Raw genomic sequence first — 21,586 nt, 5'->3', positions numbered from 1 at the left:
CTACTCCCCCTCCGCCAGATACCCGGCGGCATCGGTCAGTTCGTGCTCCCGGCCGGTGCCGAGCAGTTCCGCCGGAGCGGCCCCGAGCCAGGCGTTGGGCGACAGCCACCAGTCGGCCACGCCCCACGGGTCCCGGTCGGCGCCGAGCAGGGTGTTGACCGCCAGCACGGTGGGCCGGAGCCGGCCGGCGGCGTCGAACTGGAAGCGCGGCAGCCGCTCGTGCCCGCCGGGGCCGGCCAGCCGCAGCAGTCCGGGGGCCCGCGGGTCGCCGCCGAGCCGGTCCAGCTCCGCCCGGTCCACCGCGGTGGCCGCGAGCAGCCGGCGGCGGACCTCCCCGAGGACGGGGCCGACCATCCGGTGCCCGTCCAGGACCAGCACCGCGAGGTCGTCCGCGCGGAAGTCCGCGGCGGTGCCGTCGGCGGCCGCGGTCGCGTACCTGGCCCCGGCGGCCCGGTCCAGCCGGCCGGCCTCGTCGGCGGGCAGCAGGTCGAGCAGCAGCCGGGCCGCGGCCTCGGCCGGGCGGCCGTCCGCCGGGTCCCTCGTCCCGGTGTCCCTCATCGCGCCGAGCGGCCCGGCGAGCCGTCGCAGCCCCTCGGCGCCGATCAGTGCGGCCAGCCGCTCCCAGTCGGCCGCGGCCGCCGCCAGTACGGCTTGCGGATCCATCAGGGCCCTCCCCCCGTCGTCATCAACCGTTCCACCAGCGCGCCCGCCACGCCGCCGCGCACCACCAGGTGGATGTCCCAGCCGGCGCCGCGCGCCAGCTCCGCCTCGACGGCCGCCCAGAGCGCGGCGAGGCTGACCGCGTACGGCAGTCCGCCGCGCCCGGAGCCCAGCAGCGGCAGGCAGACCGACCGCAGCGGCGGGGTGAAGCCTGCGGACTCCTCGGCGAGCAGGGCCAGCGCCCGGGCGACGGCCCGGGTGACGTCGGCGGGCAGCACGTCGTAGTCGTTGGTCCCCGCCCGGGGCACCGCGACGGCCGCGTGGTAGATCCGGCGCACGCCCTGCCGTTCCAGTGCCCCGGCACCGGTCGCGGCCACGGTGCCCGGCTGGACCGCCCGCCCCGAAACGCCGTTCCGGGCGGCCCAGGCCCGCAGTTCGTCGTGGACGAGGTCCTCGACGACGTCCCCGGCCGGGCCGCGCCGCGCACCGGCCCGGCGGAGCGCGGCGGCGACCGACGACTTGTACGTCTCCGGCAGCGCCAGATAGGTGTTGGCGGGCGAGACCACCACGTCGACGTCGCGCAGCAGGTCGACCGGGTGCACATGCAGGGTGACCGTCCCGGCCGTGCCGCCGGCCCGCACGTGGAGCGTCCGGTGGCGGGCCGCGAACGGCCGCTCCCCGGCCGCGGGGCCCGTCGCGGCGCCCGCCGCGATGCGCAGGACCTGCTCGGCGACCTCACCCAGGACGAGCACCTCGTGGTGCTTGCGGAACCGCTCGACGCTCACCCCGTAGACGCCGGCGGCCCGCTTGCGCCGGTCGGCGGGCGGCCAGTCCCGGGTGCCCTGCGCCAGGCCGAGGCTGTACTCGGCGGCGGTGCGCAGCAAGCCGGCCTCGATCCGGGCCGTGGCGGCGCGCAGCAGGTGTTCGACGAGGGCGGGTGCGGGCCGGCCCGGCTGGGGCGCGTTCCCGGCCGCGGCGCGGGTCAGCAGCGGCAGCCGCGCGTCCCGCAGCCGGACCAGGCCGAGTCGCCGCACCTCCCGTACCTCCCGCAGAACCGACGCATGGTCATCGAGGTCGTTCGGCGGCATGCCGGACAGAATGGCACCGCCGGTCGGGGCCGACAAGTCGCGGCCACCCGTCCCATTGAACCGGTGCCTCCGGTCGCCGACCGGTCGTTTCCCGGCCGAAGCCCGGTCGGGGCCCGGCCGCCACCGCCCGTGCGGCCGCGCCGTCCTGACCGGCCGTCGGATCAGGGCGCCAGTCGGACGATCTCGCCGGTCTCCAGGGCCGCGTGGACGGCGCCGTCCGGCCCGACGGTGATGCCGTGCGGCTCGGAGCCCGGGACGGGCAGTTCGTAGGCGGCGATGCGGCCGTCGGGGGTGCGGCAGCCGATCCGGTCGGCGCCCCACTCGGTGAACCAGAGGGCCCCGTCCGGCCCGGCGGTGATCCCGAACGGACCGGCCCCGGCCGTCGGCAGTTCGTACGAGCACGCCCGCCCCCCGGTGTCGATCCGCCCGATCCGGTGGTCCCGCATCCGGGTGAACCAGAGCGCGCCGTCCGGCCCGGGGGTGATCACCGACGGCCCGCATCCCGGCGCGCCGAGCCCGAACCGCCGCACCGTCCCGTCGGCGGCCAGCCGCCCGATCTCCCCGGCGTGCACCAGGGTGAACCAGAGCGCCCCGTCCGGCCCGGCGGTGATCCCGTACGGTCCGGCCGCCCCGTCCGCGACCGCGAACCGCTCGAACACACGCCGTTCCATCAGACCCCCGGCTCTCACTATCACGACTTCTGTCGCATTAGGGCCGATCCTCGCACGCGGGCTCCCCGGGCGGCAACCCCGTGGCGACCGGGGCCGGAAGTCTGCCGGGCCGATGCGCCCCCGCACCCCGCGTACCCTCGTCCCCGTGCCAGCCTCACCCCCGCATCACGTCGCCGTCCTCGTGCTCGAAGGCGCGAAGCCTCTCGATGTCGGCATTCCCGCGCAGGTGTTCACGACCCGCGCGAGCATGCCGTACGAGGTACGGGTGTGCGGCGCGGCGCCCGGCCTCGTGACCGGCGGCGACGGTCTCTCGTACTCCGTCGCCCACGGCCTCGACGCGCTTGTCTGGGCCGACATCGTCTTCGTCCCCGGCTACCGGCACCCGGACCGTGACGACCCGCCACAGGCCGTCGTCGACGCGCTGATCGCCGCCCACCACCGGGGCGCGCGGCTCGCCGCCATCTCGACGGGCGCCTTCGCGCTCGCCGCCACGGGCCTGCTCGACGGCAAGCGCGCCACCACGCACTGGCACTACACCCGGGCGCTCAAAGCGAAGCGTCCGCTCGTTCAGGTCGACGAGAACGTTCTCTTCGTCGACGAGGGCAGCGTGCTGACATCGGCCGGCGCCGCCTCGGGCATCGACCTGTGCCTGCACATCCTCCGCGGCGACCTGGGGGTGTCCGCGTCGAACCACGCGGCGCGGCGCCTGGTCGCCGCCCCCTACCGCAGCGGCGGCCAGGCTCAGTACGTGCCGCGCAGTGTGCCCGAGGGGCTCGGCGAGCGGTTCGCCGCCACCCGGGAGTGGGCGCTTCACCGGCTCGGCGAGCCCCTCACCCTCGATGTGCTGGCCCGGCACGCGGCGGTGTCGCCGCGCACGTTCTCGCGCCGCTTCGTCGAGGACACGGGGTACACGCCGATGCAGTGGGTCATGCGCGCCCGCATCGACGTGGCCCGTGAGCTGCTCGAACGTTCGCAGCGGAGCATCGAGCAGATCGCCGCCGACGTCGGCCTCGGCACCGGTGCCAATCTGCGGCTGCACTTCCAGCGCATCCTCGGCACCACGCCGAGCGAGTACCGGCGCACCTTCGCCCAGGGCGAGTAGCCCGCCACCACGTGGCGCGATCCTTTCGGACCGTGGCGATCACGCCGCTGTCACCGGCGGATGCCGCGCGAGAACCTGATGGCGAACCGAACAAGGGACGCCACTCATGACTCGCATCGCCATCAACGGATTCGGCCGCATCGGACGCAATGTGCTGCGCGCACTGCTCGAACGCGACAGCGACCTGGAGGTCGTCGCCGTCAACGACCTCACGGAGCCCGCCGCCCTCGCACGGCTGCTCGCCTACGACACGACGGCGGGCCGGCTCGGCCGCCCGGTGACCGTCGACGGGGACGCCCTCGTCGTCGACGGCCGCCGCATCACCGTGCTCGCCGAGCGCGAACCGGCGCGGCTGCCGTGGGCCGGACTCGGCATCGACATCGTGCTCGAGGCGACCGGCCGTTTCACATCGGCCACGGCCGCCCGCGCCCACATCGACGCGGGCGCGAAGCGGGTGCTCATCAGCGCGCCGGCGGACGGCGCCGATGTCACGCTCGCCTTCGGGGTCAACACCGACGCGTACGACCCGGCCACGCACACGATCGTCTCGAACGCCTCCTGCACGACCAACGCCCTTGCCCCGCTGGCCGCGGTGCTCGACGATCTCGCCGGCATCGAGCACGGCTTCATGACGACGGTGCACGCCTACACGCAGGAGCAGAACCTCCAGGACGGTCCGCACCGCGACGCCCGCCGGGCCCGCGCGGCCGCCGTCAACATCGTGCCGACCACGACGGGCGCCGCCAAGGCGATCGGCCTCGTGCTGCCGAGGCTCGACGGCAGGCTGTCGGGCGACTCGATCCGCGTGCCGGTCCCGGTGGGGTCGATCGTCGAACTCAACACGACCGTCGCCCGCGACGTGACGCGCGAGGACGTGCTGGCGGCGTACCGCGCCGCGGCGCGGGGACCGCTCGCCGGCGTGCTCGAGTACTCGGACGACCCGCTCGTGTCGTCCGACATCACGGGCAATCCGGCCTCGTCGATCTTCGACTCGGCGCTCACCCGCGTCGACGGCCGCCACATCAAGGTGGTCGCCTGGTACGACAACGAGTGGGGCTTCTCGAACCGCGTGATCGATACGCTCGAACTCCTCGCCGCCGGCTGACCGGAGACCGGGGCGGCCCTCCGGGCGCTCCCCGTCGCACCCTTCGGCCCCGGCCACGCCGCTACGTCGGGCCCGGGTCCGGCTCCGGGCCTGGCTCCACCGCCGGGCCGGGCCCCGGGCCGGCGGCCTTGCGCAGGACGGACACGATCCCGACCCCGGCGGCGCAGAGCGGGACGGCGATCAGGGCCCCGAGGATGCCGGCGATACCGGCTCCGGCCACCACGGCCACCATGATGGTGGCCGGGTGGAGCTCCACGGTCCGGCTCTGGATGAGGGGTTGGAGGACGTTGCCCTCGATGGCCTGGACGGCGAGGACGATGCCGAGCGCCCAGACGGCCGTGCCCAGACCGCCGTCGGCGAGGGCGACCAGGACGGCGACCGTCCCGGAGAGGAAGGCGCCGACGAACGGGATGTAGGCGCCCATGAAGACCAGGGCGCCGAGCCCGGGCGCACCCGGGACGCCGAGCAGGAGCAGCCCGATGGTGATGAAGAGGGCGTCGATCAGGGCGATCAGCGTGGTGCCGCGCATGAAGCCGGCCATCGCCTCGAAGGCCCGGTCGGCGCAGGCGATGACGGTTTCGGCGGTGCGGGCGGGGAGGTAGGAGCGGACGGCCTCGCCGGTACGGTGGCCGTCGCGGAGGAAGAAGAAGACCAGGGCGAGCGCGAGGACGCCGCCGGTGAGGATCTGGGTGGCGAGGCCGAGGCCGGAGATCACGCTGTTGGTGAGGGCGGAGACCAGAGAGTTGGTCTCGCCCTTGGCGTTGTCCAGGGCGTGGCGGATCTTCTCGCCGACGGGCCCGAGCCATTCGGCGAGCCGGTCACCGGCCTGCTGGAGCGCGGCGGCGATCTGCGGGGCGCTGTGCGCCAGCGAGTTGACCAGCAGGGCGATCACGCCGCCGACGGCGACCACCAGCACGGCGCAGGTCAGCCCGGCGGCCACACCCCGGCTGACACCGCGTCGGACCATCCAGGACATCACGGGGTGGAGCAGCGAGGTGCCGAGCAGCGCCAGGATCACCGGGACGGTGGCGGCCCGCAGCTCGACCACGGCGAAGACCGCGAACGCGGCGACGGCCAGGAGCAGAATGACCGCCGCCGACCAGGCGGCCGCCGCCCGCACCACCGGCGGCAGCATCAGATACGGCCTGCGGTGGTCCGCCCGGTGTTCCTCCGGCGCGCCGCCGGACGGGGACTCCCCCGACATTCCCACCTCCGTGTGGGTCGATTGGTCCGAATCGCCCCATACCATCAGATGATCTGATCAAATATGCGCTTTGTCGGATGCGCGGCGCGCCCCGCCGACGGCAGCGCCCGGGCCGGCCCTCACCGGCCCGGGCGTTCAGCCCAGGGGGCTCACTCGTGGAACTCAAACCTCCACGCCTGCCCCTGGTCGCCGACCTCCAGCGGCCGCAGTGCGATCCGGTGCGGGATGATCTTCAGCAGGCTGAGGTCCACGGCCAGTTCGACGCCCTCGACGGGACCTCCGGGGACGACGACGAAGAAGGTGGACGGCTCCGAGGACTGGTAGAGCGCCCACTCCTTGGGCTCGGGCACCCCCTGGACCTGCGTGTTGACTCTCGGCGGGCCCTCGTAGCCCAGGTACGACTGCTGCCGGAGGTTGCGGATGTGGACGTTGCCGTTGTCGAGCCCGTCCACCTGCCATTCCTGCTCACCGGGCTCGCCGGTGGACGGCACGAGGATCACGTTGTCCTTCGGCCCCTGCAGGGTGAGCAACTGCTCGCCGGGCCTGGCGATGGCGTAGACGCCGTTGGGTACGGGTGCCACGGAGAACTCCAGTCGTGTGGGCGATGCCGTACGGGACACCGCCGTTCGATGGGCGGGTCGATTCAATCGGCCCCAGCCCACCGTGCACGGACGAAACGCGGTCCGCCACTCCATCGGGGCACGACCACCCGAACGCACGAACGAGCCCCGAACCCGGGCCCTACGCGTCGGCGATCCGGGCCTGGACGAGCGGCAGCGCGCGGGTGCCCGGGGTGGGAGGCCCGCTCACCGGCGGCCGTCCAGCACGGAGCGCAGCACGTCGATCCGGTTGCTGGTGATGGAGGCGACGCCGGCGGCGCGCAGCCGGCGCATGGTGCGGCGCAGGTCGGCGGTCCAGGTGGAGACGGCGAGCCCGGCGTCCCGGGCGGCGGCCGTGAGGTCGGGGGTGACCAGGCCGAACGGCGGGTTGAGGTAGCGCGGGCGCAGGTCGTCGAGCAGCGCCCGGGCGGGCAGGCCCGGCTGCTTCCAGGTGAGCGCGATCTCGGCGTCCTGGGCGAGGGCGCGGACGGCGAGCATCGCGGTGGCCGGGCCGCAGAAGGCGACCCGCCGCTCGGCACCGAGGGCGGTGACGGCCTCCCAGGTGGCGGCGGCCGGGTGCGGGTCGTCGAGGTCGATGAGCAGCCGGGCGGCCGGGGTTCCGGCCACCGTCTTGACCGCCTCGGCGAGGGTGGGCACGGCGAGGGCGCCGTCGCGCAGTTCGTCGAGCTGGTCGAGGGTGACCCGGCGGATGGGGCGCGGGTCGCCCCAGAGGCGTTCGAGCGTCGGGTCGTGCAGCAGGACGGGCACGCCGTCCCGGGTGAGCTGGACGTCGACCTCGACGGCGTCGGCGCCGGCGGCGAGCGCGGACCCGACGGAGGGCAGGGTGTTCTCGCGGTGGCGGTACGGGTCGCCGCGGTGGGCGACGGCGAGCACCGGGCGGGCGGGGTCCGGGGTCCCGGCGGCGCTCATCGGGTCTTCCCCGCGAGCCAGGGGGACAGGTGGTGGTAGGTGACGGCCTCGCGGTAGCCGGGCTCGCCGGGCACGGTGACGATCAGCGTGCAGGAGGGTGGGAAGGTCCGCTGCCTGACGTGGACCAGGCCGGTCCAGACCGAGTTGAGGAAGGCGGGCACGCTGTCCCGGGGGACGTCGAAGGCGATGCCGTCGAGGGTGACCACGGCCTCGTCGTGGACGAAGAGGCGGACGGTGATCTCGGGGTGGCCCGCTATCTCCAGCAGGGCCTCGTGCGGGACGGCGCCGAGCTCCGGGCCGTCGGCGCCGACGAGGCCGGCGAAGGTCTGGTCGCGGCCGATGTCGTGGCTTGCGCGGACCTCGCGGCCGTGCCGGGCGGCCATCGCCTCGACCGCGAACACGGCGCTCTGGGTGGACGGCAGCGGCGGATGGGACATCGGTGGTCGGCCTTTCCTGAACGGGCGGTGGGTGGACGGGCGGTGGGCGGACGGGTCAGCGCCGTTCGATCATCACATTGGTCGACTTGATGACGGCCGTCGCGGGGGCGCCGGGCACCAGTTCGAGCTCCTCCGCGGACTCCCGGCTGATCAGCGAGACCACCCGGAACGGTCCGGCCTGGATCTCCACCTGGGCCGCGACATCACCGAGCACCACGGCGGTGACGATCCCGGGGAAGCGGTTGCGGGCGGAGGACGGCCGCCCCTCGGCCTCGGCGGTCTCGGGGCGGGCGAGCTCCCGGGCGAACGCGGCGAGCTGGGCGCCCGGGATGATCCGGTGGCCGTGCTCGTCCCGCTCGGCGGCGACCCGGCCGGCGTCCACCCAGCGCCGCATGGTGTCGGCGCTCACGCCGAGCAGCGCCGCGGCCTCGCCGATGCGGTACGGGTTGACCGGCGCCTCGGGCTGGCCCATGTGCGACTCCTGACGGTGGATCGGGATCGGGGGAAGGGGCCCGGGTGCGCGACGGCGGCGCGGGCCGGTCCTCGCCGCCATCCTGCCGTACGGGGCGCCCACCCGGCCAAGCGGAGCTCCCCGGGGGCTACGGCTCGCCGAAGAGGTCCCGGCGGAGGGCGTCACCGGCGGTGAGCACGGCGCCGCTGAGGATCGCGCCGCCGCCCGCCGTACCCGGGCGGACCTCGGTGCGCAGCGGGGAGAGCTCGGCGAGCCGGCGCTCGACCCGCCCGGCGAGCTCGGCCCCGCCGGCCCGGCCGATCTCGCCGCCGAGGACCACACAGCCCGGGTCGAGGACGACGCAGACGGCGGCCGCGCCGACGGCTATCCGCGCGGCCAGCTCGTCCAGGAACGCCGCGCCGCGCTCCCCCGCGGCGAGTGCGGCGCGGACGGCGGCCTCGGCGGCGGGCGCGTCGCGGGCCGGGCCGGCGGGCAGGCCGTGGGCGCGGGCGAGGTCGCAGATCGCGGCGCTGCCGGCCAGGCTGTGGAAGCCGCCCTTGGAGACGGTGGCGGTCGGCAGGCCGCCGGTGCCGGGCACCGGCAGGAAGCAGATCTCGCCGGTGCCGCCGGAGGCACCGCGGCGCAGCCGGCCGTCGAGGATGACGGCGGCGCCGACGCTGTGGCCGAGCCAGAGCAGGACGAAGGTGTCGCGGTCGCGGGCGGCGCCGACCCGGTACTCGGCGCGCCCGGCCAGGTTGACCTCGTTCTCCAGGATCACGTCGGTGTCGGGCAGCTCGCGCAGGGCGGCGAGCAGTTCGGCGTGCCAGCCGGGCAGCGAACCGGTGCTGTTGAGCCGGCCGGTGGCCGGGTCGACCAGGCCGGGGGCGCCGACGGCGACGGTGTGCAGCCGCTCGACGCCGACCCTGCGGGCGGTGTCCAGCAGCGCGCGGACGATCCGCGCGGCGACGGCGCGGTCCGGCTCACCGCCGTCACTGCCGTCACCGGGATCGCCGTCGGAGCCGCCGTCGAGGTCGCCGTCGTCGTCGCAGCCGCCGGAGCGCCGCCCGACCGGGAGCTCGGCGCCGGCCAGGGTCCGTCCGGCGAGGTCGGCGACGACCAGGCTGACGCCGACCGAGCGGACGTCGATGGCGGCGATGTGGGCCCGGGAGGCGACCAGGGCGTACAGCCGGGCGTTGGGGCCGCGCCGCTGCTCGCCGCGCTCGCCGACCACGGCGACCAGGCCGGTGCGCTGCAGCCGTTCCAGCAGGTCCGCGACGGTGGGCCGGGACAGGCCGGTCAGACCGCGCAGCTCGGTCGCGGTCAGTGGTCCCTGTTCGAGCAGCAGGTTGAGCGCCAGCCGGTCGTTGATCGCCCGGGCGGTGCTCGGCGTCGCCGTACGCACGGTGGTCATGGAAGTGCATCCTTCCAGAGTGTTTCTATCAGGGTCCCTTCCTGATAATTTATCGAACCGCACCGCAGGAGCGCGAACGGCGCCGCGCGGGCAGACCTAGAACAGGAACCACCCACAGGGCACCGCCGCGCCGACCGCGCGGCCGGGAGGGATCACCGGATGACCGACACCTTGACCGGGAAACCGCAGGAGCCGCTGGAATCCCCGCGCCGGGCCAGAACCAGCATCGCGCTGGTGTTCGCCGTGCACGGGGCCGTCGGCGGCAGCTTCGTCACCCGCATCCCCTGGATCCAGCACCGGCTCGACCTCTCCCCCGGCCAGCTCGGCCTGGCCCTGGTGATGCCCGCGATCGGCTCCTCCCTGGCGATGCCGCTGGCCGGGCGGTTCGTGCACCGCTACGGCGGGCGGGCGGCGCTGCGCGGGCTGATCGCGCTCTGGTGTCTGGCGCTGGCGCTGCCCGCGCTCGCCCCCTCGCTGCCGGCGCTCTGCCTGGCGCTGCTGGTGTACGGCGCGACGGCCGGCATGGCGGACGTCGCGATGAACGCGCAGGGCGTGGACACCGAGGAGCTCCTGGGCCGCTCGATCATGTCCGGGCTGCACGGGATGTGGAGCGCGGGCGGGCTGGTCGCCTCCGGCTTCGGCATCCTCGCCGCCCACCAGGACCTGGACGCCCGGCTCCAGCTGGCCGTCACCGCGCTGGTGCTGCTGGCCCTGGCGCAGCCGGTCTGCCGGGCCCTGCCCGACCTGCGGACGGCCCAGGAGAGCGAGGCCCCGCCGCGGTTCGCGCTGCCGCCGCGCAGTTCGCTGGTGATCGGGCTGGTCGCCTTCTGCGCGGTGTTCGCCGAGGGCGCCTCGATGGACTGGAGCGGCGTCTACCTGCGGGACGTCACCGGCGCCTCGGCGACCGTCGCGGCCGCCTCGTACACCGCGTTCTCGCTGACCATGGCGGTCAGCCGGCTGGCCGGGGACGCGGCGATCCGCCGGCTCGGCGCCGTCCGGGCGACCAGGCTGAGCGGCGCGATCACCACCGTCGGCGGCCTGCTGGTGGTGGCCGCCGACAGCCCGGCGCTGGCGATCCCGGGCTTCGCGCTGATCGGGGTCGGGGTGGCGGTGGTCGTCCCGCTCGCCTTCGCGGCGGCCGGCCGGATCGGCACCAACCCGAGCCAGGCCATCGCGGGCGTCGCGACCGTCACCTACACCTCGGGCCTGGTGGCCCCGGCCATCATCGGCGTGCTCGCCCAGGCCACCTCGCTCACCGTCTCCTTCGGCGTGGTCACGGCGCTCGCCTTCGCCCTGCTGCTCGGCGCGGGCGCGCTGCGCCGGGCGGAGCCGCAGCACACCGGACTCCCGGCCACCGAAGACACGGCCGCCGGAAACATGGCGACCGGAAAATCGGCGACCCCGAAATCGACCACCGAAAACGTGACCGCACTGTCACCGGAAAAGCCTTCCAAAAACAATCTCCCGGCGATATGATCGCACCACAACGGGGAATTTCTCGCTAATATCGCCGACTGCCGGGCACGCCAGTGCCCGGCAGTTCCGCGACCAGCGAAGGAATTCCCCATGTGCTACGACGCCGATGCCGTACTCCCCGTGCCCGCCCCCACCGACCGGCAGTCGGTCCAGGCCGGGCCGCTCACCCTGACTTCCGGCGGCGGGACGGAATTCGCCGCGTTCCTGGCCCTTCCGGCACATTCCACCGGTCCGGGGGTGCTCGTCCTGCCGGACAACCGGGGGCTTTCCGGTTTCTACCGGCAGACCGCCACCCGGCTCGCCGAACACGGCCACCCGGCCCTCGCGCTCGACTATTTCGGCCGCACTGCAGGTGGCGACCCGGAAAAGCGCGCACCGGAATTCGGTGAAATGCCGAACCTGCTGCCCCACCTGCTCGCCCTCACCCCGGACGGCCTGGACGCCGACCTCACCGCCGGCATCGACCGGCTGCGCGCGACCGGCGCGCCCGAGGTGGTCGCACTCGGCTTCTGCTTCGGCGGCCGGCAGGCGTTCCGCGCCGCCGCACCCCGCTTCGGCCTGGCCGGCGCGGTCGGCTTCTACGGCTACCCGGACGCCATCAACGGCTCGCCCGGCCCCACCCAGCTCGCCGCCGGGCTGACCGCGCCGATCCTCGCCCTCTGGGGCGGCGCCGACGAGTCGATCCCGCCCGCGACGGTCGCCGCCTTCGACGCCGCACTCACCGCCGCGGGATGCCCGCACATCTTCATGAATTACCCGCAGGCTCCGCACAACTTTTTCGAACTCGGCGCTGTCGAACACTCCGACGCGGCCAGGGACGCCTGGCAGCGGCTGCTCGACTTCCTGGCCGGTCCCGGCCGGCCCCGGCCGGTCTGACCCCCGGTCACCAGTGCCGCGCACCACATCTCGGGGAGGAACCCGCATGACCGACCACACCCGCGCGACGCGGCGGCTCGGCTCCGCCGCCGCCGTCCTCGCGCTCGCCGCCGGCCTCGCCGTCGCCGCACCGGCGTCCCGGGCCCGGGCCGAGACCTCCAGCCAGTTCGAGATCGTGAACCTCGCCACCCGGCAGTGCCTGGAGGTCGCCGACTGGCGGACCGACGACGGCGCCCCGGTCCGCCAGTGGCCGTGCACCGGCGGCGACAACCAGAAGTGGGTCTGGACCGACAACGACGAGCTGGTCAACGTCCACAGCGGCAAGTGCCTGGAGATCCCCGCCTACAGCACCACCCCGGGCACCCAGGCCGGCCAGTGGCACCGCAACGGCGGGCGGAACCAGGTCTGGAGCGACGCGGGCCGCCTGCACAGCGGCCTGCGCACCATCGCCAACGTCAACAGCGGCCTCCTGCTGGACGTCGCCGGCGCCTCCACCGCGCCCGGCACACCCGTGATCCAGTGGGAGCCCAACCACGGCGACAACCAGACCTGGTTCTACTCGCCGTGGCCCACCGGCCCGCACAACTGACCGTGCGCCACCACGCCTCGCCCCCGCACCGCGCATCCGAGGAGGATCCATGCCCGCACCCCGCGGCGTCATCGGACGTCTGGGCTCCACCGCCACCGCCCTCGCCGCCACCGCGGCCCTGGCGGTCGTGGTGACGCCGGGCCAGGCGCAGGCCGCGACATCGATCGCGTTCGAGATCGGCAACGCGGCCACCGGCAAATGCCTGGAGGTCGCCGACTGGCGCACGGACAACGGCGCCCCGGTCCGCCAGTGGAGCTGCACCGGCGGAGACAACCAGAAATGGGTCCGGACCGACCGCCACGAACTGGTCAACGTCCACAGCGGCAAGTGCCTGGAGATCCCCGCCTACAGCATCAAGTGGGGCACTCAGGCCGGCCAGTGGACGTGCGACGACGGGCTGAACCAGTCCTGGTCGGAGACCCTCGTGCACCACAGCGGGATCCACACCCTGAACAACGGCTACAGCGGCCTCGTCCTGGACCTCTACGGCTTCGACGGGACCGACGGCGCGGCGATCACCCAGTGGGGGCGCAACGGCGGTCTCAACCAGGCCTGGTTCTACTCCCCGTGGCCGTCCGACCCGATCGGCTGACCTCCCCGCGCGACCGCGGCTCCCGACCCACCCCGTACCCCATCACACCCCTCAGGAAGAGTCCATGACCTTACGAACCGTCCTCGGCCGACGACTCGGTTCGGCCGCCGTCGGCCTCGTGGCGATCGCCGGCCTCGCGCTCGCGGCGCCCGCCGCCTCGGCCGGGACCGCCGACGACGAACCGGTCGAGATCAGGAGCGGCGCCTACGGGAGCGGGACGAACACGTGCCTGGAGGTCGCCGACTGGCGAACCGACGACGGCGCCCCGGTCCGGATCTGGCAGTGCACCGGCGGCGACAACCAGAAATGGACGCTGACCGGCCACGGCTGGGTGAACCTGCACAGCGGCAAGTGCCTGGACGTGCCGGGCTTCAGCACCGTCTGGGGCACCCGGGTCGACCAGTGGACCTGCGACGGCGGCGACAACCAGATGTGGACCGACCCGATGCTCGGACACACCGGCCAGGCCCGCTGGATCGTCAATCACCACAGTGGTCTCTATCTGGATGTCTACGGCGGCGGCACCGCCAACGGCACCCCGGTGATCCAGTGGGAGCGCAAAACGGCCTCCCCCAACCAGATCTGGAGCTACAACCCGTACACACCGATCTTCGGGATGGCATAGACCGCCCAGGTGCCCCCGGCGCACCCGGCCGGAGGCACCGGTTACGCTCGGGCGGTGCCCGCACCCGCACCGCCCGTGCCACCGATGACACCCGTCCCACCGCCCGCCGCCGCGCCGCGCTCGCCGTGGCCGCGGTTCGCCCTCCTGCTGGTGATCCTCGGCGCGGCGGCCGGCTCCCTGCTGCTGTGGAGCCCGACGTCCCTGCTCTCCGGCGGGCTGCCCGCCGGGGTGCCCGGGTACTGGCTGGCCCCGGTGTTCGTCGGCGTCTACGCGGTGGGGACGCTGGCCTTCGTACCGCGGCCGGCGCTGAACGCGGCCGCCGGGCTGCTGCTCGGCATCCAGCAGGGCGTGCTGCTGGCCGTCCTCGGGACGGCGCTCGGCGCGGCGGCGGCGTTCGCGCTGGGCCGGCTGCTCGGGCGGGACGCGCTCCGCCCGTACCTGCGCGGGCGGATGCTCGGCGCGCTGGACCGCCGGTTCACCGAACAGGGGTTCCGCAGCGTCCTGCTGCTGCGCCTGCTGCCCGGGCTGCCGTTCCAGGCAGGCAACTTCGGCGCGGCCTTCTCCGGCGTGCGCTTCCTGCCGTTCCTGACCGCCACCGCGATCGGCGTGGTGCCGACCACGGCGGTGTACGTCACGGCGGCGGCCAGCGCGGGCGAGCCGGGCTCGGCGGCGTTCCTGGTGTCGGCCGGGACGATCGCGGCACTCGGCCTGGTGAGCCTGGTCTCGCTCTGGCGGGCCGCCGTCCGCCGGCGGTCCGCGGCGGCGTAGCGGACCACGGCGGCGCGGCGGTCCGCCCGGGCGCCGGCCGGGACGTCAACAACAGGCGCCTACCGACCGGCTATTCGGTCGCTTCGGCCGCACGGTTGCGCCAGGATGAGCGCCATGACGACCACCACCCCACGGGTCGAGCCCCCGTTCGCGGCCGACGAGACGGCCATGCTGACCGCCTGGCTCGACTTCCACCGCGCCACTCTCGCCGTCAAGTGCGAGGGCCTGACCAGCGAGCAGCTGCGGCTGCGCTCGGTCCCGCCGTCCGGCCTCTCGCTGCTCGGCCTGGTCCGGCACATGGCCGAGGTCGAACGCCACTGGTTCCAGGGCACCCTGCTCGGCGCCGATACCGCCACCGGCCACTACTGGACGGCGGAGGACCCGGACGGCGACTTCGACCACGTCGACACCGCGGACGCCGAGGCGGACTTCGCCACCTGGCGGGCCGAGATCGCGGCCGCCCGGCAGGCCTGCGAGGGGCTGCCGCTGGAGACCGTCGGCAAGCTCCCGCGCCACGGCCAGGAGGTCACACTCCGCTGGATCCTGGTCCACATGATCGAGGAGTACGCCCGGCACAACGGACACGCCGATCTGCTCCGCGAACTGGTGGACGGTGTCACCGGGGAATGAAATCGTTCCCGCATTGTTGACAGAAGGTCAATTAGGTGGCGCCCCCGACCGATATGGTCTATGCGCGCAACCGCGCACCGTACACCAGCGTCCCCTCTGTTGCCCGGGTTCGCCCGGGTTTCCGGCGCGGCACGACTCGTACGGGGGTCGCGAGCGGGCACGGGACCGGTGATCAGTGCGATACTCGGACAGTTCCGGCGAGTGGATGACGTGTCAGAAGGCACGCGCACCCGAGGGGACGCGTACGGGACGAGACGAGGGAGGCGCGGCATGGGAGCACTTCGCGACGAGCACCACAACGGGTGGCTGATGCCCTCCGGGAACTACCCGGCCGCGGTGTACGACGACGAGTGGGTCGAGCAGGAGACGGTGCCGTCCTCCCCCGCCCCCACGAAGATCGTCTCCCTGCGGCCGACCGGCTTCGACGCCGCCAGGGCGGTCGGGGAGCACATCCGGTCCTGCACCCCGGTCGTGATGGACCTCACCGAGATGGACGACGCCGAGGCCAAGCGGATGGTCGACTTCGCGTCGGGGCTGATCTTCGGCACCCGCGGCGGGATCGAGCGGATCGCCCGCCGGGTGTTCCTGCTCACCCCGTCGGACGTCGAGGTCATGGTGATCGACCGGCCGCTGGACGACACCGGGTTCTACAACCAGAGCTGACGCCCGAGGGTCCGCGACCGGGGACGGCAATCGCCGTCCCCGGTTTTTTGCTGCCCTCACCCAGGCCGCACCCCGACCCAGGGGCCTCATCTGAGGCACAGAAGAAACGAATGAGACATCAATGTCTCATCTGACCTACACTTGCCCCATGGCCACCGATCGCGACACCGTCCTCGAAGCCGCCGTCGGCGTGCTCTCCCGCCGCCCGACCGCCCACCTGGACGAGATCGCGCGCGCCGCCGGCATCAGCCGCGCCACCCTGCACCGGCTGTTCCCCGGCCGGGAGGCGCTGACCCGCGAGGTCGGCCTGCTCGGCCTGCGGAAGTTCGGCGCCGCGCTGGACACCGCCGCCGTCGAGGACGGCGACGCGCACGCCGCGCTGCGCCGCCTGGTCGACGCGATCGTCCCGGACGCCGCGCTCTGCGCCTTCCTCACCGGTGAGAACCAGCTCTACGACGACGACAGCGTCAACGAACTCTGGGAGTCCCAGATCGCCCGGCTGCACGCGCTCTTCCTCCGCGGCCAGCAGCAGGGCGTGTTCCGCGTCGAGCTCTCCGCCGGCTGGCTCAGCGAGGCCTTCTTCGACCTGGTGGCCGGCGTCGGCTGGGCCGTCCAGGACGGCCGGCTCGCCCCCCGCGACGGCGCGTTCTCGCTCGCCGAGCTCTTCCTCGGCGGCGCGCTGAGAACCCGTCGTCCCACCGACTCCTGACCACGCACCTCGGACCGGAAACCGGAAACCGATACCCCATGAGCAGCACCGTCCACGCCCACCCCCGCCAGCGCTGGACCGGCCTCGCCGTCCTCGTCCTGGCCGTCACCCTGGTCGCCGTCGACGCGACCGTCCTCTCCCTCGCCATCCCGTCGATCAGCGAGACGCTGCGCCCCAGCGGCACCCAGCTGCTCTGGATCGGCGACGTCTACTCCTTCGTGCTGGCCGGCCTGCTGGTCAGCATGGGCTCGCTGAGCGACCGGATCGGGCGCAAGAAGCTGCTGCTCGCGGGCTCCGCCGCGTTCGGCGCCGCCTCGCTGCTGGCCGCCTACGCGCCCGGCCCCGGCTGGCTGATCCTGGCCCGCGCGCTGCTCGGCGTGGCCGGGGCGACGATCATGCCCTCCACCCTGTCGCTGATCCGCGGCCTCTTCCCCGACGACCGCGAGCGGGCCACCGCCATCGGCATCTGGGGTGCGGCCGCCACCGCCGGCGCCGCGCTCGGCCCGGTGGTCGGCGGGGTGCTGCTGGAGCACTTCTGGTGGGGCTCGGTGTTCCTGCTGAACATCCCCGTGGTCGTCCTGCTGCTGGTGCTCGGCGGCCGGCTGCTGCCCGAGTCGAAGGACCCGAAGCCGGGCCGCTGGGACGTGCTGAGCGTCGCGCTCTCGCTGGCCGGGGTGATCGGCGTGGTCTACGCGATCAAGGAGGCCGCCGCGCACGGTGTGGTCCGCTGGGACGTCCCCGTCACCGCCGTACTGGGCGCCGCCGCGCTGACCGTCTTCGTCCGCCGCCAGCTGCGCCTGGACACCCCGCTGCTGGACGTCCGGCTCTTCGCCGACCGCCGCTTCACCGCCGCCGTGCTGGCCTCGCTCACCGCGCTGGTCGGGCTCTCCGGTGTGGTCTTCGTGACCTCGCAGTACCTGCAGCTGGTGCGCGGCTACGAGCCGCTGAAGGCGGGCCTGGCCGAGCTTCCGGCCTTCGCCGGCGCGGTGGTCGGCGGGCTGCTGACCGCCCGGCTGGCCCGGCGCACCGGCGCCCGGACGGCGCTCACCCTCGGTCTGCTGGCGATGGGCACCGGCATCGGCCTGCTCGGCTGGGTACAGCAGGACACCACCTACCTGCTGCTGGCCGCCGCCTTCCTGATCGTCGGCACCGCCGAGGGCGTGGTCTACACGCTCGGCGCCGACCTGGTGCTGGGCGCCGCGCCCGCCGAGAAGGCCGGCGCCGCCTCGGCGGTCTCCGAGACGGCGTACGAGCTGGGCACCGCGCTGGGCATCGCCCTGGTCGGCTCGGTGGTCGCCTCGCTCTACACGGGCGGGCTGGCCGTCCCGGCCGGGACGGACCCGGAGGCGGCCGCCCGGGCGGGCGAGTCGCTGGGCGGCGCGGTGGAGGCCGCGCACGGTCTGCCGCAGACCCTGGCCGAGCCGCTGCTGGCGAGCGCCCGGGACTCCTTCGTGCACGGCATGAACACCGCCGCGCTGCTGGCCGGCGCCCTGCTGCTGGCCGCCTCGGCGCTGGCCTGGCGGCTGCTGCGCGGGGTCGACCGGCCGACGGCCGGCGGGCAGGTCAGTGAGCAGGTCAGTGAGCAGACCGGGCCGCGGAGCACGGCGCACGCGAAGACCCGCGGCTGAGCGGCGAGGGCCTGTCCGGCACCCCCTAGGAGGTCCCGAACGGCAGCTCCAGCTCCGCCCAGACCACCTTGCCGTCCCTGGTCAGCCGGGTGCCCCAGCGCTGGGCCAGCTCGCTGACCAGGAACATGCCGCGCCCGCCCTCGTCGTGCTCCGCGAACGGGCGCAGCTGGGGCGCCGGACCGCCCGTGTCGGCGACCTCGACGGTGAGCACCCGGTCGCGGAAGAGGCGCAGCCGGCGCGGGGCGTCGGCGTGCAGCAGGGCGTTCGTGACCAGCTCGCTGACCAGCAGCTCGGCGTAGTCGGCGAGCGCGGTCAGGCCCCAGGCGGCGAGGGTGGCGCGGGTGAACCGGCGGGCCTTGCCGGGCAGCCGGCCGCCGCCGCTGAGCGGGAGGGTGGCGACCCGGTCGGCGGGCAGCGGCAGCACCCGGGCCATGATCATCGCGATGTCGTCGTCGGTGCCGTCGGTGACCAGGGCGCCGAGGACGGCGTCGCAGCTCTCCTCCAGGGTGCGGCCCGGCCCGGAGAGGGTGCGGGCGAGCCGGTCGATGCCCTTGTCGATGTCCTGGCCGCGCCGTTCGACCAGGCCGTCGGTGTAGAGGGCGACCATGCCGCCCTCGGGGAGGGTGAACTCGGTGCTCTCGAAGGCCACGCCGCCGACGCCGAGCGGGACCCCGGGCGGGACGTCCACCGTGTCGGCGGTGCCGTCGGGGGCGACCCGGACCGGGGGCAGATGGCCGGCCGAGGCGATCTGCACGGTGCGCTCCAGCGGGTCGTAGACCGCGCAGATACAGGTGGCGAACTGGCTCTCGCCGATGCCGGAGGCCGTCTCGTCGAGGCGGGTGAGGACCTGCTCGGGCGGCATGTCCAGGGTGGCCAGGGTACGGGCGACGGTCCGCAGCTGGCCCATCGTGGCGGCGGCCCGGATGCCGTGGCCCATCACGTCGCCGACCACCAGGGCGACCCGGCCGCAGGAGAGCGGGACGACGTCGAACCAGTCGCCGCCGACCTCGCTGACCACGCTGCTCGGCAGGTAGCGGTAGGCGATCTCCAGGCCGAGGGTCCGGTGGATCTCCTGCGGCAGCAGGCTGCGCTGGAGGGTGAGCGCGGTCTCGCGCTCACGCCGGTAGAGCCGGGCGTTGTCGATGGCGAGGGCGGTGCGGGCGACGAGTTCCTCGGCGAGCGCGACGTCGGCGGCGGTGAACGGCTCGGAGTTGCGCATGCGGATGAACTCGGAGCCGCCGAGGACCATGCCCCGGGCGGTGAGCGGCACCATCAGGTACGAGTGGATGCCCGCCTCGATGCCGGGGGCGACCCGTTCCTCGGTGGCGACCAGGCCGCGCAGCACCTCCTCGTCCACCTGGGCGCGCAGCAGCGGGCGGCCGCTGCGCAGGCACTGGGTGTAGTTGCGGTCGGGGGCGTACTCGGAGACCTCGCCGACGGTGTCGACGGCGTGGGCGAGGCCGGACTCGTAGGACTCGCCGACGGCGACGGCGCGCAGCTGGACCGAGCGGTCGGCCGGGATGGCGGCGGGCTCGGCGCCGCGCAGGACGGGCTCCAGCAGGTCCACGGTGGCGAAGTCGGCGAAGCGCGGGACGACGGCCTCGATCAGTTCCTCGGCGGTGCGCTGGAGGTCGAGGGTGGTGCCGATCCGGGCGGTGGCCTCGGCGATGGTGGCGAGGCGTTCCTGCGCGCGGGCGGCGCGGGCCTCGGCCTGGAAGCGTTCGGAGACGTCGATGATGGAGGAGCAGACCCCGAAGACCCGGCCGGTGGAGTCCTCCAGCCGGAAGTAGGAGGCGGACCAGGCCCGGTCGCGCTGCGGGTCGCCGGGGACGCGGCCGTGCGAGCGGGCGTCGACCACCGGCCTGCCGGTGCTGAGCACCTGTCTCATGATCTGTTCGATCTCGGCGCTGTTGATGCCGGGCAGGACGGCGCCTATCCGGCGGCCGAGATGCTCGGCGACGGACCTGCCGTTCATCCGGGCGAGGGCCTCGTTGAGGCGGACGTAGCGCAGCTCGGTGTCGTAGACGGCCATGCCGATCGGGGACTGCCCGAAGATGCCGTCCAGGACGGCGAGGTCGGCCTCGATCTGGTGCAGGGCCCGGGTGTCGGAGGCGGTGGCGAGCATCAGCAGGGTGCCGCCGGGGCCGGCGATCGGGTAGGTGCGGAACTCCAGCTGGAGCAGGCGGCCGTCGCGGTGGCGGACCGGGAAGACGCCGGACCAGCCGGTGCCGCTCATGATCCGGTCGAACAGGGCGAGCATCTCGGGGCGGTCGGTGTCGTCGCCCAGCAGCCGGGCGGCGTAGCTGCCGACGGCCTCCTCGGCGGTGTAGCCGAGCAGGGTCTCGGCGTCCTCGCTCCAGTGCAGGATCAGTCCGTCGTCCTGGAGCAGCGCGGTGGCGAGCGGGACCAGCCGGTGGCCGTCGAGGCGTGTGGGGGCACCGCCCGGTGCGGGGCCGGCGGCGTTGGTCGCGTCCCATTCGTGTCCGTGCATGATGAGGCAGCACCCCGGTTCGGCTCGTTCCCGGCCGGGGGCGGTCCATGCGGTCCCGTACCGACCGGGGTTCTTCTCCAGACTGCACGGACATCGGCCCCCCGGCGACCCCTTGGTCAGGGGCCGGCCGGACGGGCCGGGGTGTACGGGCGTCATGGGCGTACCGGGCGCAGCGTACCCTCCAGAACGCCCGCCCACTGCCGGATCACCCCGGATCGTCTGGCGCGGTCGTCGGTGAGCAGGTTGGCCAGGCCGAGACCGCGGGCGAGGTCGAGGGTGGCCTGCACGGATTCCCGGACGCCGGGGACGGTCTCGTCGGCGTCCAGGAACTCGACGGCGGCGCGGTGGGCCTCGCGGCCGACGTGGCCCTCCAGGGCGATGATCCGCTCACGCAGCGGTTCCTCGGTGGCGGCGGCGGTCCACAGGTGCAGGGCGGCCCGGAACAGCGGGCCGGTGTAGAGGCGGACGATCATGTCGACGACGGCCTCGGTGCGGGCCGGGCCGGCGGCCGGCAGCCGGTCCGCGTGGGCGCGGACGGCGGCCAGCCGCTCGGCGGTGACATGCTCGACGGCCGCCGTGAAGAGGTCCTCCCGGGTCGGGAAGTGGTGCTGGGCCGCGCCGCGCGAGACTCCGGCGCGTTCGGCGACCACGGTGACGGTGGAGCCGTGCCAGCCGAGTTCGGCGAGGCAGTCCACGGCCGCGGAGAGCAGCCGCTGCCGGGTGGCGCGGCTGCGGTCCTGCTGGGGTGTGCGGGCGTGGGGTGTGCGGGCGGCGGCGGGCCGGGCGGCCGGGCGGGTGGTCATCGGCGGTGGCGGTCCCCTCGTGGTGCGGTGCGGGCCGGGTGTGCGGTGGCGCGGCGGGCCCGGGGGTCCGTGCCCCTG

The 21,586-nt window shown here is 74.4% G+C and carries 23 protein-coding genes; 12 read left to right on the top strand and 11 right to left on the bottom strand.

All coding sequences use genetic code 11. The features are described 5' to 3' along the window. The 3 genes from AB0P06_RS22235 to AB0P06_RS22225 form a co-directional block, all read right to left on the bottom strand. The gene (locus AB0P06_RS22235; RefSeq protein ID WP_363609879.1) at positions 1 to 663 is read right to left on the bottom strand and encodes a hypothetical protein; all 663 of its coding nucleotides are present in this window, start codon (positions 661 to 663) and stop codon (positions 1 to 3) included. Further along, the gene (locus tag AB0P06_RS22230) at positions 663 to 1,748 is read right to left on the bottom strand and encodes a hypothetical protein (protein WP_363609877.1); all 1,086 of its coding nucleotides are present in this window, start codon (positions 1,746 to 1,748) and stop codon (positions 663 to 665) included. The genes AB0P06_RS22235 and AB0P06_RS22230 overlap by 1 nt, the downstream gene beginning before the upstream one ends. Before the next feature lie 161 nt (positions 1,749 to 1,909). Continuing rightward, the gene (locus AB0P06_RS22225; protein ID WP_363609875.1) at positions 1,910 to 2,407 is read right to left on the bottom strand and encodes a hypothetical protein; all 498 of its coding nucleotides are present in this window, start codon (positions 2,405 to 2,407) and stop codon (positions 1,910 to 1,912) included. Positions 2,408 to 2,531: 124 nt separating this feature from the next. On the opposite strand from AB0P06_RS22225, the gene AB0P06_RS22220 reads away from it, so the two are divergent. Together AB0P06_RS22220 and gap are read left to right on the top strand one after the other, a co-directional pair. Beyond that, positions 2,532 to 3,521, top strand: coding sequence for a helix-turn-helix domain-containing protein (locus AB0P06_RS22220; protein WP_363609873.1), 990 nt, complete (start codon positions 2,532 to 2,534; stop codon positions 3,519 to 3,521). Between the two features lie 106 nt (positions 3,522 to 3,627). Then, complete coding sequence (gap, locus tag AB0P06_RS22215) at positions 3,628 to 4,626, top strand: type I glyceraldehyde-3-phosphate dehydrogenase (RefSeq protein ID WP_363609871.1); 999 nt, start codon at positions 3,628 to 3,630, stop codon at positions 4,624 to 4,626. 61 nt (positions 4,627 to 4,687) lie between these two features. Here gap and AB0P06_RS22210 read toward each other — a convergent pair whose 3' ends face one another. From AB0P06_RS22210 to AB0P06_RS22185, 6 genes are all read right to left on the bottom strand, one after another. Further along, positions 4,688 to 5,830: an AI-2E family transporter gene (locus AB0P06_RS22210; protein WP_363609869.1), complete on the bottom strand. Its 1,143-nt coding sequence runs from the start codon at positions 5,828 to 5,830 to the stop codon at positions 4,688 to 4,690. Between the two features lie 149 nt (positions 5,831 to 5,979). Beyond that, a complete protein-coding gene (locus tag AB0P06_RS22205) occupies positions 5,980 to 6,411 on the bottom strand; it encodes a hypothetical protein (protein ID WP_363609867.1) in 432 nt (143 codons plus the stop codon). 225 nt (positions 6,412 to 6,636) lie between these two features. Continuing rightward, on the bottom strand, positions 6,637 to 7,359 hold the full coding sequence (locus AB0P06_RS22200; RefSeq protein ID WP_363609865.1) for a glycerophosphodiester phosphodiesterase: 723 nt from the start codon (positions 7,357 to 7,359) through the stop codon (positions 6,637 to 6,639). Beyond that, positions 7,356 to 7,796 (bottom strand): hypothetical protein, encoded by a 441-nt coding sequence (locus AB0P06_RS22195; protein ID WP_363609863.1) that lies wholly within the window; start codon positions 7,794 to 7,796, stop codon positions 7,356 to 7,358. Before AB0P06_RS22195 ends, AB0P06_RS22200 begins: the two co-directional genes overlap by 4 nt. Before the next feature lie 55 nt (positions 7,797 to 7,851). Further along, positions 7,852 to 8,268, bottom strand: a complete 417-nt coding sequence (locus tag AB0P06_RS22190; protein ID WP_363609861.1) for a TOBE domain-containing protein — start codon at positions 8,266 to 8,268, stop codon at positions 7,852 to 7,854. 127 nt (positions 8,269 to 8,395) lie between these two features. Next, positions 8,396 to 9,658: an ROK family transcriptional regulator gene (locus AB0P06_RS22185; protein ID WP_363609859.1), complete on the bottom strand. Its 1,263-nt coding sequence runs from the start codon at positions 9,656 to 9,658 to the stop codon at positions 8,396 to 8,398. A 159-nt stretch (positions 9,659 to 9,817) separates the two neighbouring features. Here AB0P06_RS22185 and AB0P06_RS22180 point away from each other — a divergent pair, with 159 nt between their 5' ends. The 10 genes from AB0P06_RS22180 to AB0P06_RS22135 all read left to right on the top strand — a co-directional run bounded on the left by AB0P06_RS22180 (position 9,818) and on the right by AB0P06_RS22135 (position 18,214). Then, the gene (locus AB0P06_RS22180; RefSeq protein WP_363609857.1) at positions 9,818 to 11,134 is read left to right on the top strand and encodes an MFS transporter; all 1,317 of its coding nucleotides are present in this window, start codon (positions 9,818 to 9,820) and stop codon (positions 11,132 to 11,134) included. A gap of 90 nt (positions 11,135 to 11,224) precedes the next feature. Continuing rightward, positions 11,225 to 12,010 (top strand): dienelactone hydrolase family protein, encoded by a 786-nt coding sequence (locus AB0P06_RS22175; protein ID WP_363609855.1) that lies wholly within the window; start codon positions 11,225 to 11,227, stop codon positions 12,008 to 12,010. A gap of 46 nt (positions 12,011 to 12,056) precedes the next feature. Beyond that, entirely contained in the window at positions 12,057 to 12,599 is a 543-nt protein-coding gene (locus tag AB0P06_RS22170; RefSeq protein ID WP_363609853.1) for an RICIN domain-containing protein, read from the top strand. A 49-nt stretch (positions 12,600 to 12,648) separates the two neighbouring features. Next, on the top strand, positions 12,649 to 13,191 hold the full coding sequence (locus AB0P06_RS22165; protein WP_363609851.1) for an RICIN domain-containing protein: 543 nt from the start codon (positions 12,649 to 12,651) through the stop codon (positions 13,189 to 13,191). Positions 13,192 to 13,255: 64 nt separating this feature from the next. Then, entirely contained in the window at positions 13,256 to 13,816 is a 561-nt protein-coding gene (locus AB0P06_RS22160; RefSeq protein WP_363609849.1) for an RICIN domain-containing protein, read from the top strand. Positions 13,817 to 13,900: 84 nt separating this feature from the next. Beyond that, complete coding sequence (locus AB0P06_RS22155) at positions 13,901 to 14,584, top strand: VTT domain-containing protein (RefSeq protein WP_363609847.1); 684 nt, start codon at positions 13,901 to 13,903, stop codon at positions 14,582 to 14,584. 114 nt (positions 14,585 to 14,698) lie between these two features. Continuing rightward, positions 14,699 to 15,214 carry a DinB family protein gene (locus tag AB0P06_RS22150; RefSeq protein ID WP_363609845.1) on the top strand — a complete coding sequence of 172 codons (516 nt, stop codon included), beginning with the start codon at positions 14,699 to 14,701 and terminating at the stop codon, positions 15,212 to 15,214. A gap of 270 nt (positions 15,215 to 15,484) precedes the next feature. Further along, on the top strand, positions 15,485 to 15,877 hold the full coding sequence (gene sepF, locus AB0P06_RS22145; protein ID WP_363609843.1) for a cell division protein SepF: 393 nt from the start codon (positions 15,485 to 15,487) through the stop codon (positions 15,875 to 15,877). Between the two features lie 148 nt (positions 15,878 to 16,025). After that, entirely contained in the window at positions 16,026 to 16,586 is a 561-nt protein-coding gene (locus AB0P06_RS22140) for a helix-turn-helix domain-containing protein (protein WP_363609841.1), read from the top strand. 38 nt (positions 16,587 to 16,624) lie between these two features. Continuing rightward, complete coding sequence (locus tag AB0P06_RS22135) at positions 16,625 to 18,214, top strand: MFS transporter (RefSeq protein ID WP_363609839.1); 1,590 nt, start codon at positions 16,625 to 16,627, stop codon at positions 18,212 to 18,214. A gap of 25 nt (positions 18,215 to 18,239) precedes the next feature. Here AB0P06_RS22135 and AB0P06_RS22130 read toward each other — a convergent pair whose 3' ends face one another. Further along, complete coding sequence (locus tag AB0P06_RS22130) at positions 18,240 to 20,705, bottom strand: SpoIIE family protein phosphatase (RefSeq protein ID WP_363609837.1); 2,466 nt, start codon at positions 20,703 to 20,705, stop codon at positions 18,240 to 18,242. A 152-nt stretch (positions 20,706 to 20,857) separates the two neighbouring features. Beyond that, positions 20,858 to 21,508 carry a TetR/AcrR family transcriptional regulator gene (locus tag AB0P06_RS22125; protein WP_363609835.1) on the bottom strand — a complete coding sequence of 217 codons (651 nt, stop codon included), beginning with the start codon at positions 21,506 to 21,508 and terminating at the stop codon, positions 20,858 to 20,860. Positions 21,509 to 21,586 lie beyond the last annotated feature (78 nt).

The organism is Kitasatospora sp. NPDC088351, assembly GCF_040685575.1.
Taxonomy (GTDB): domain Bacteria; phylum Actinomycetota; class Actinomycetes; order Streptomycetales; family Streptomycetaceae; genus Kitasatospora.
This window is presented reverse-complemented; position numbering and strand designations above follow the sequence as displayed.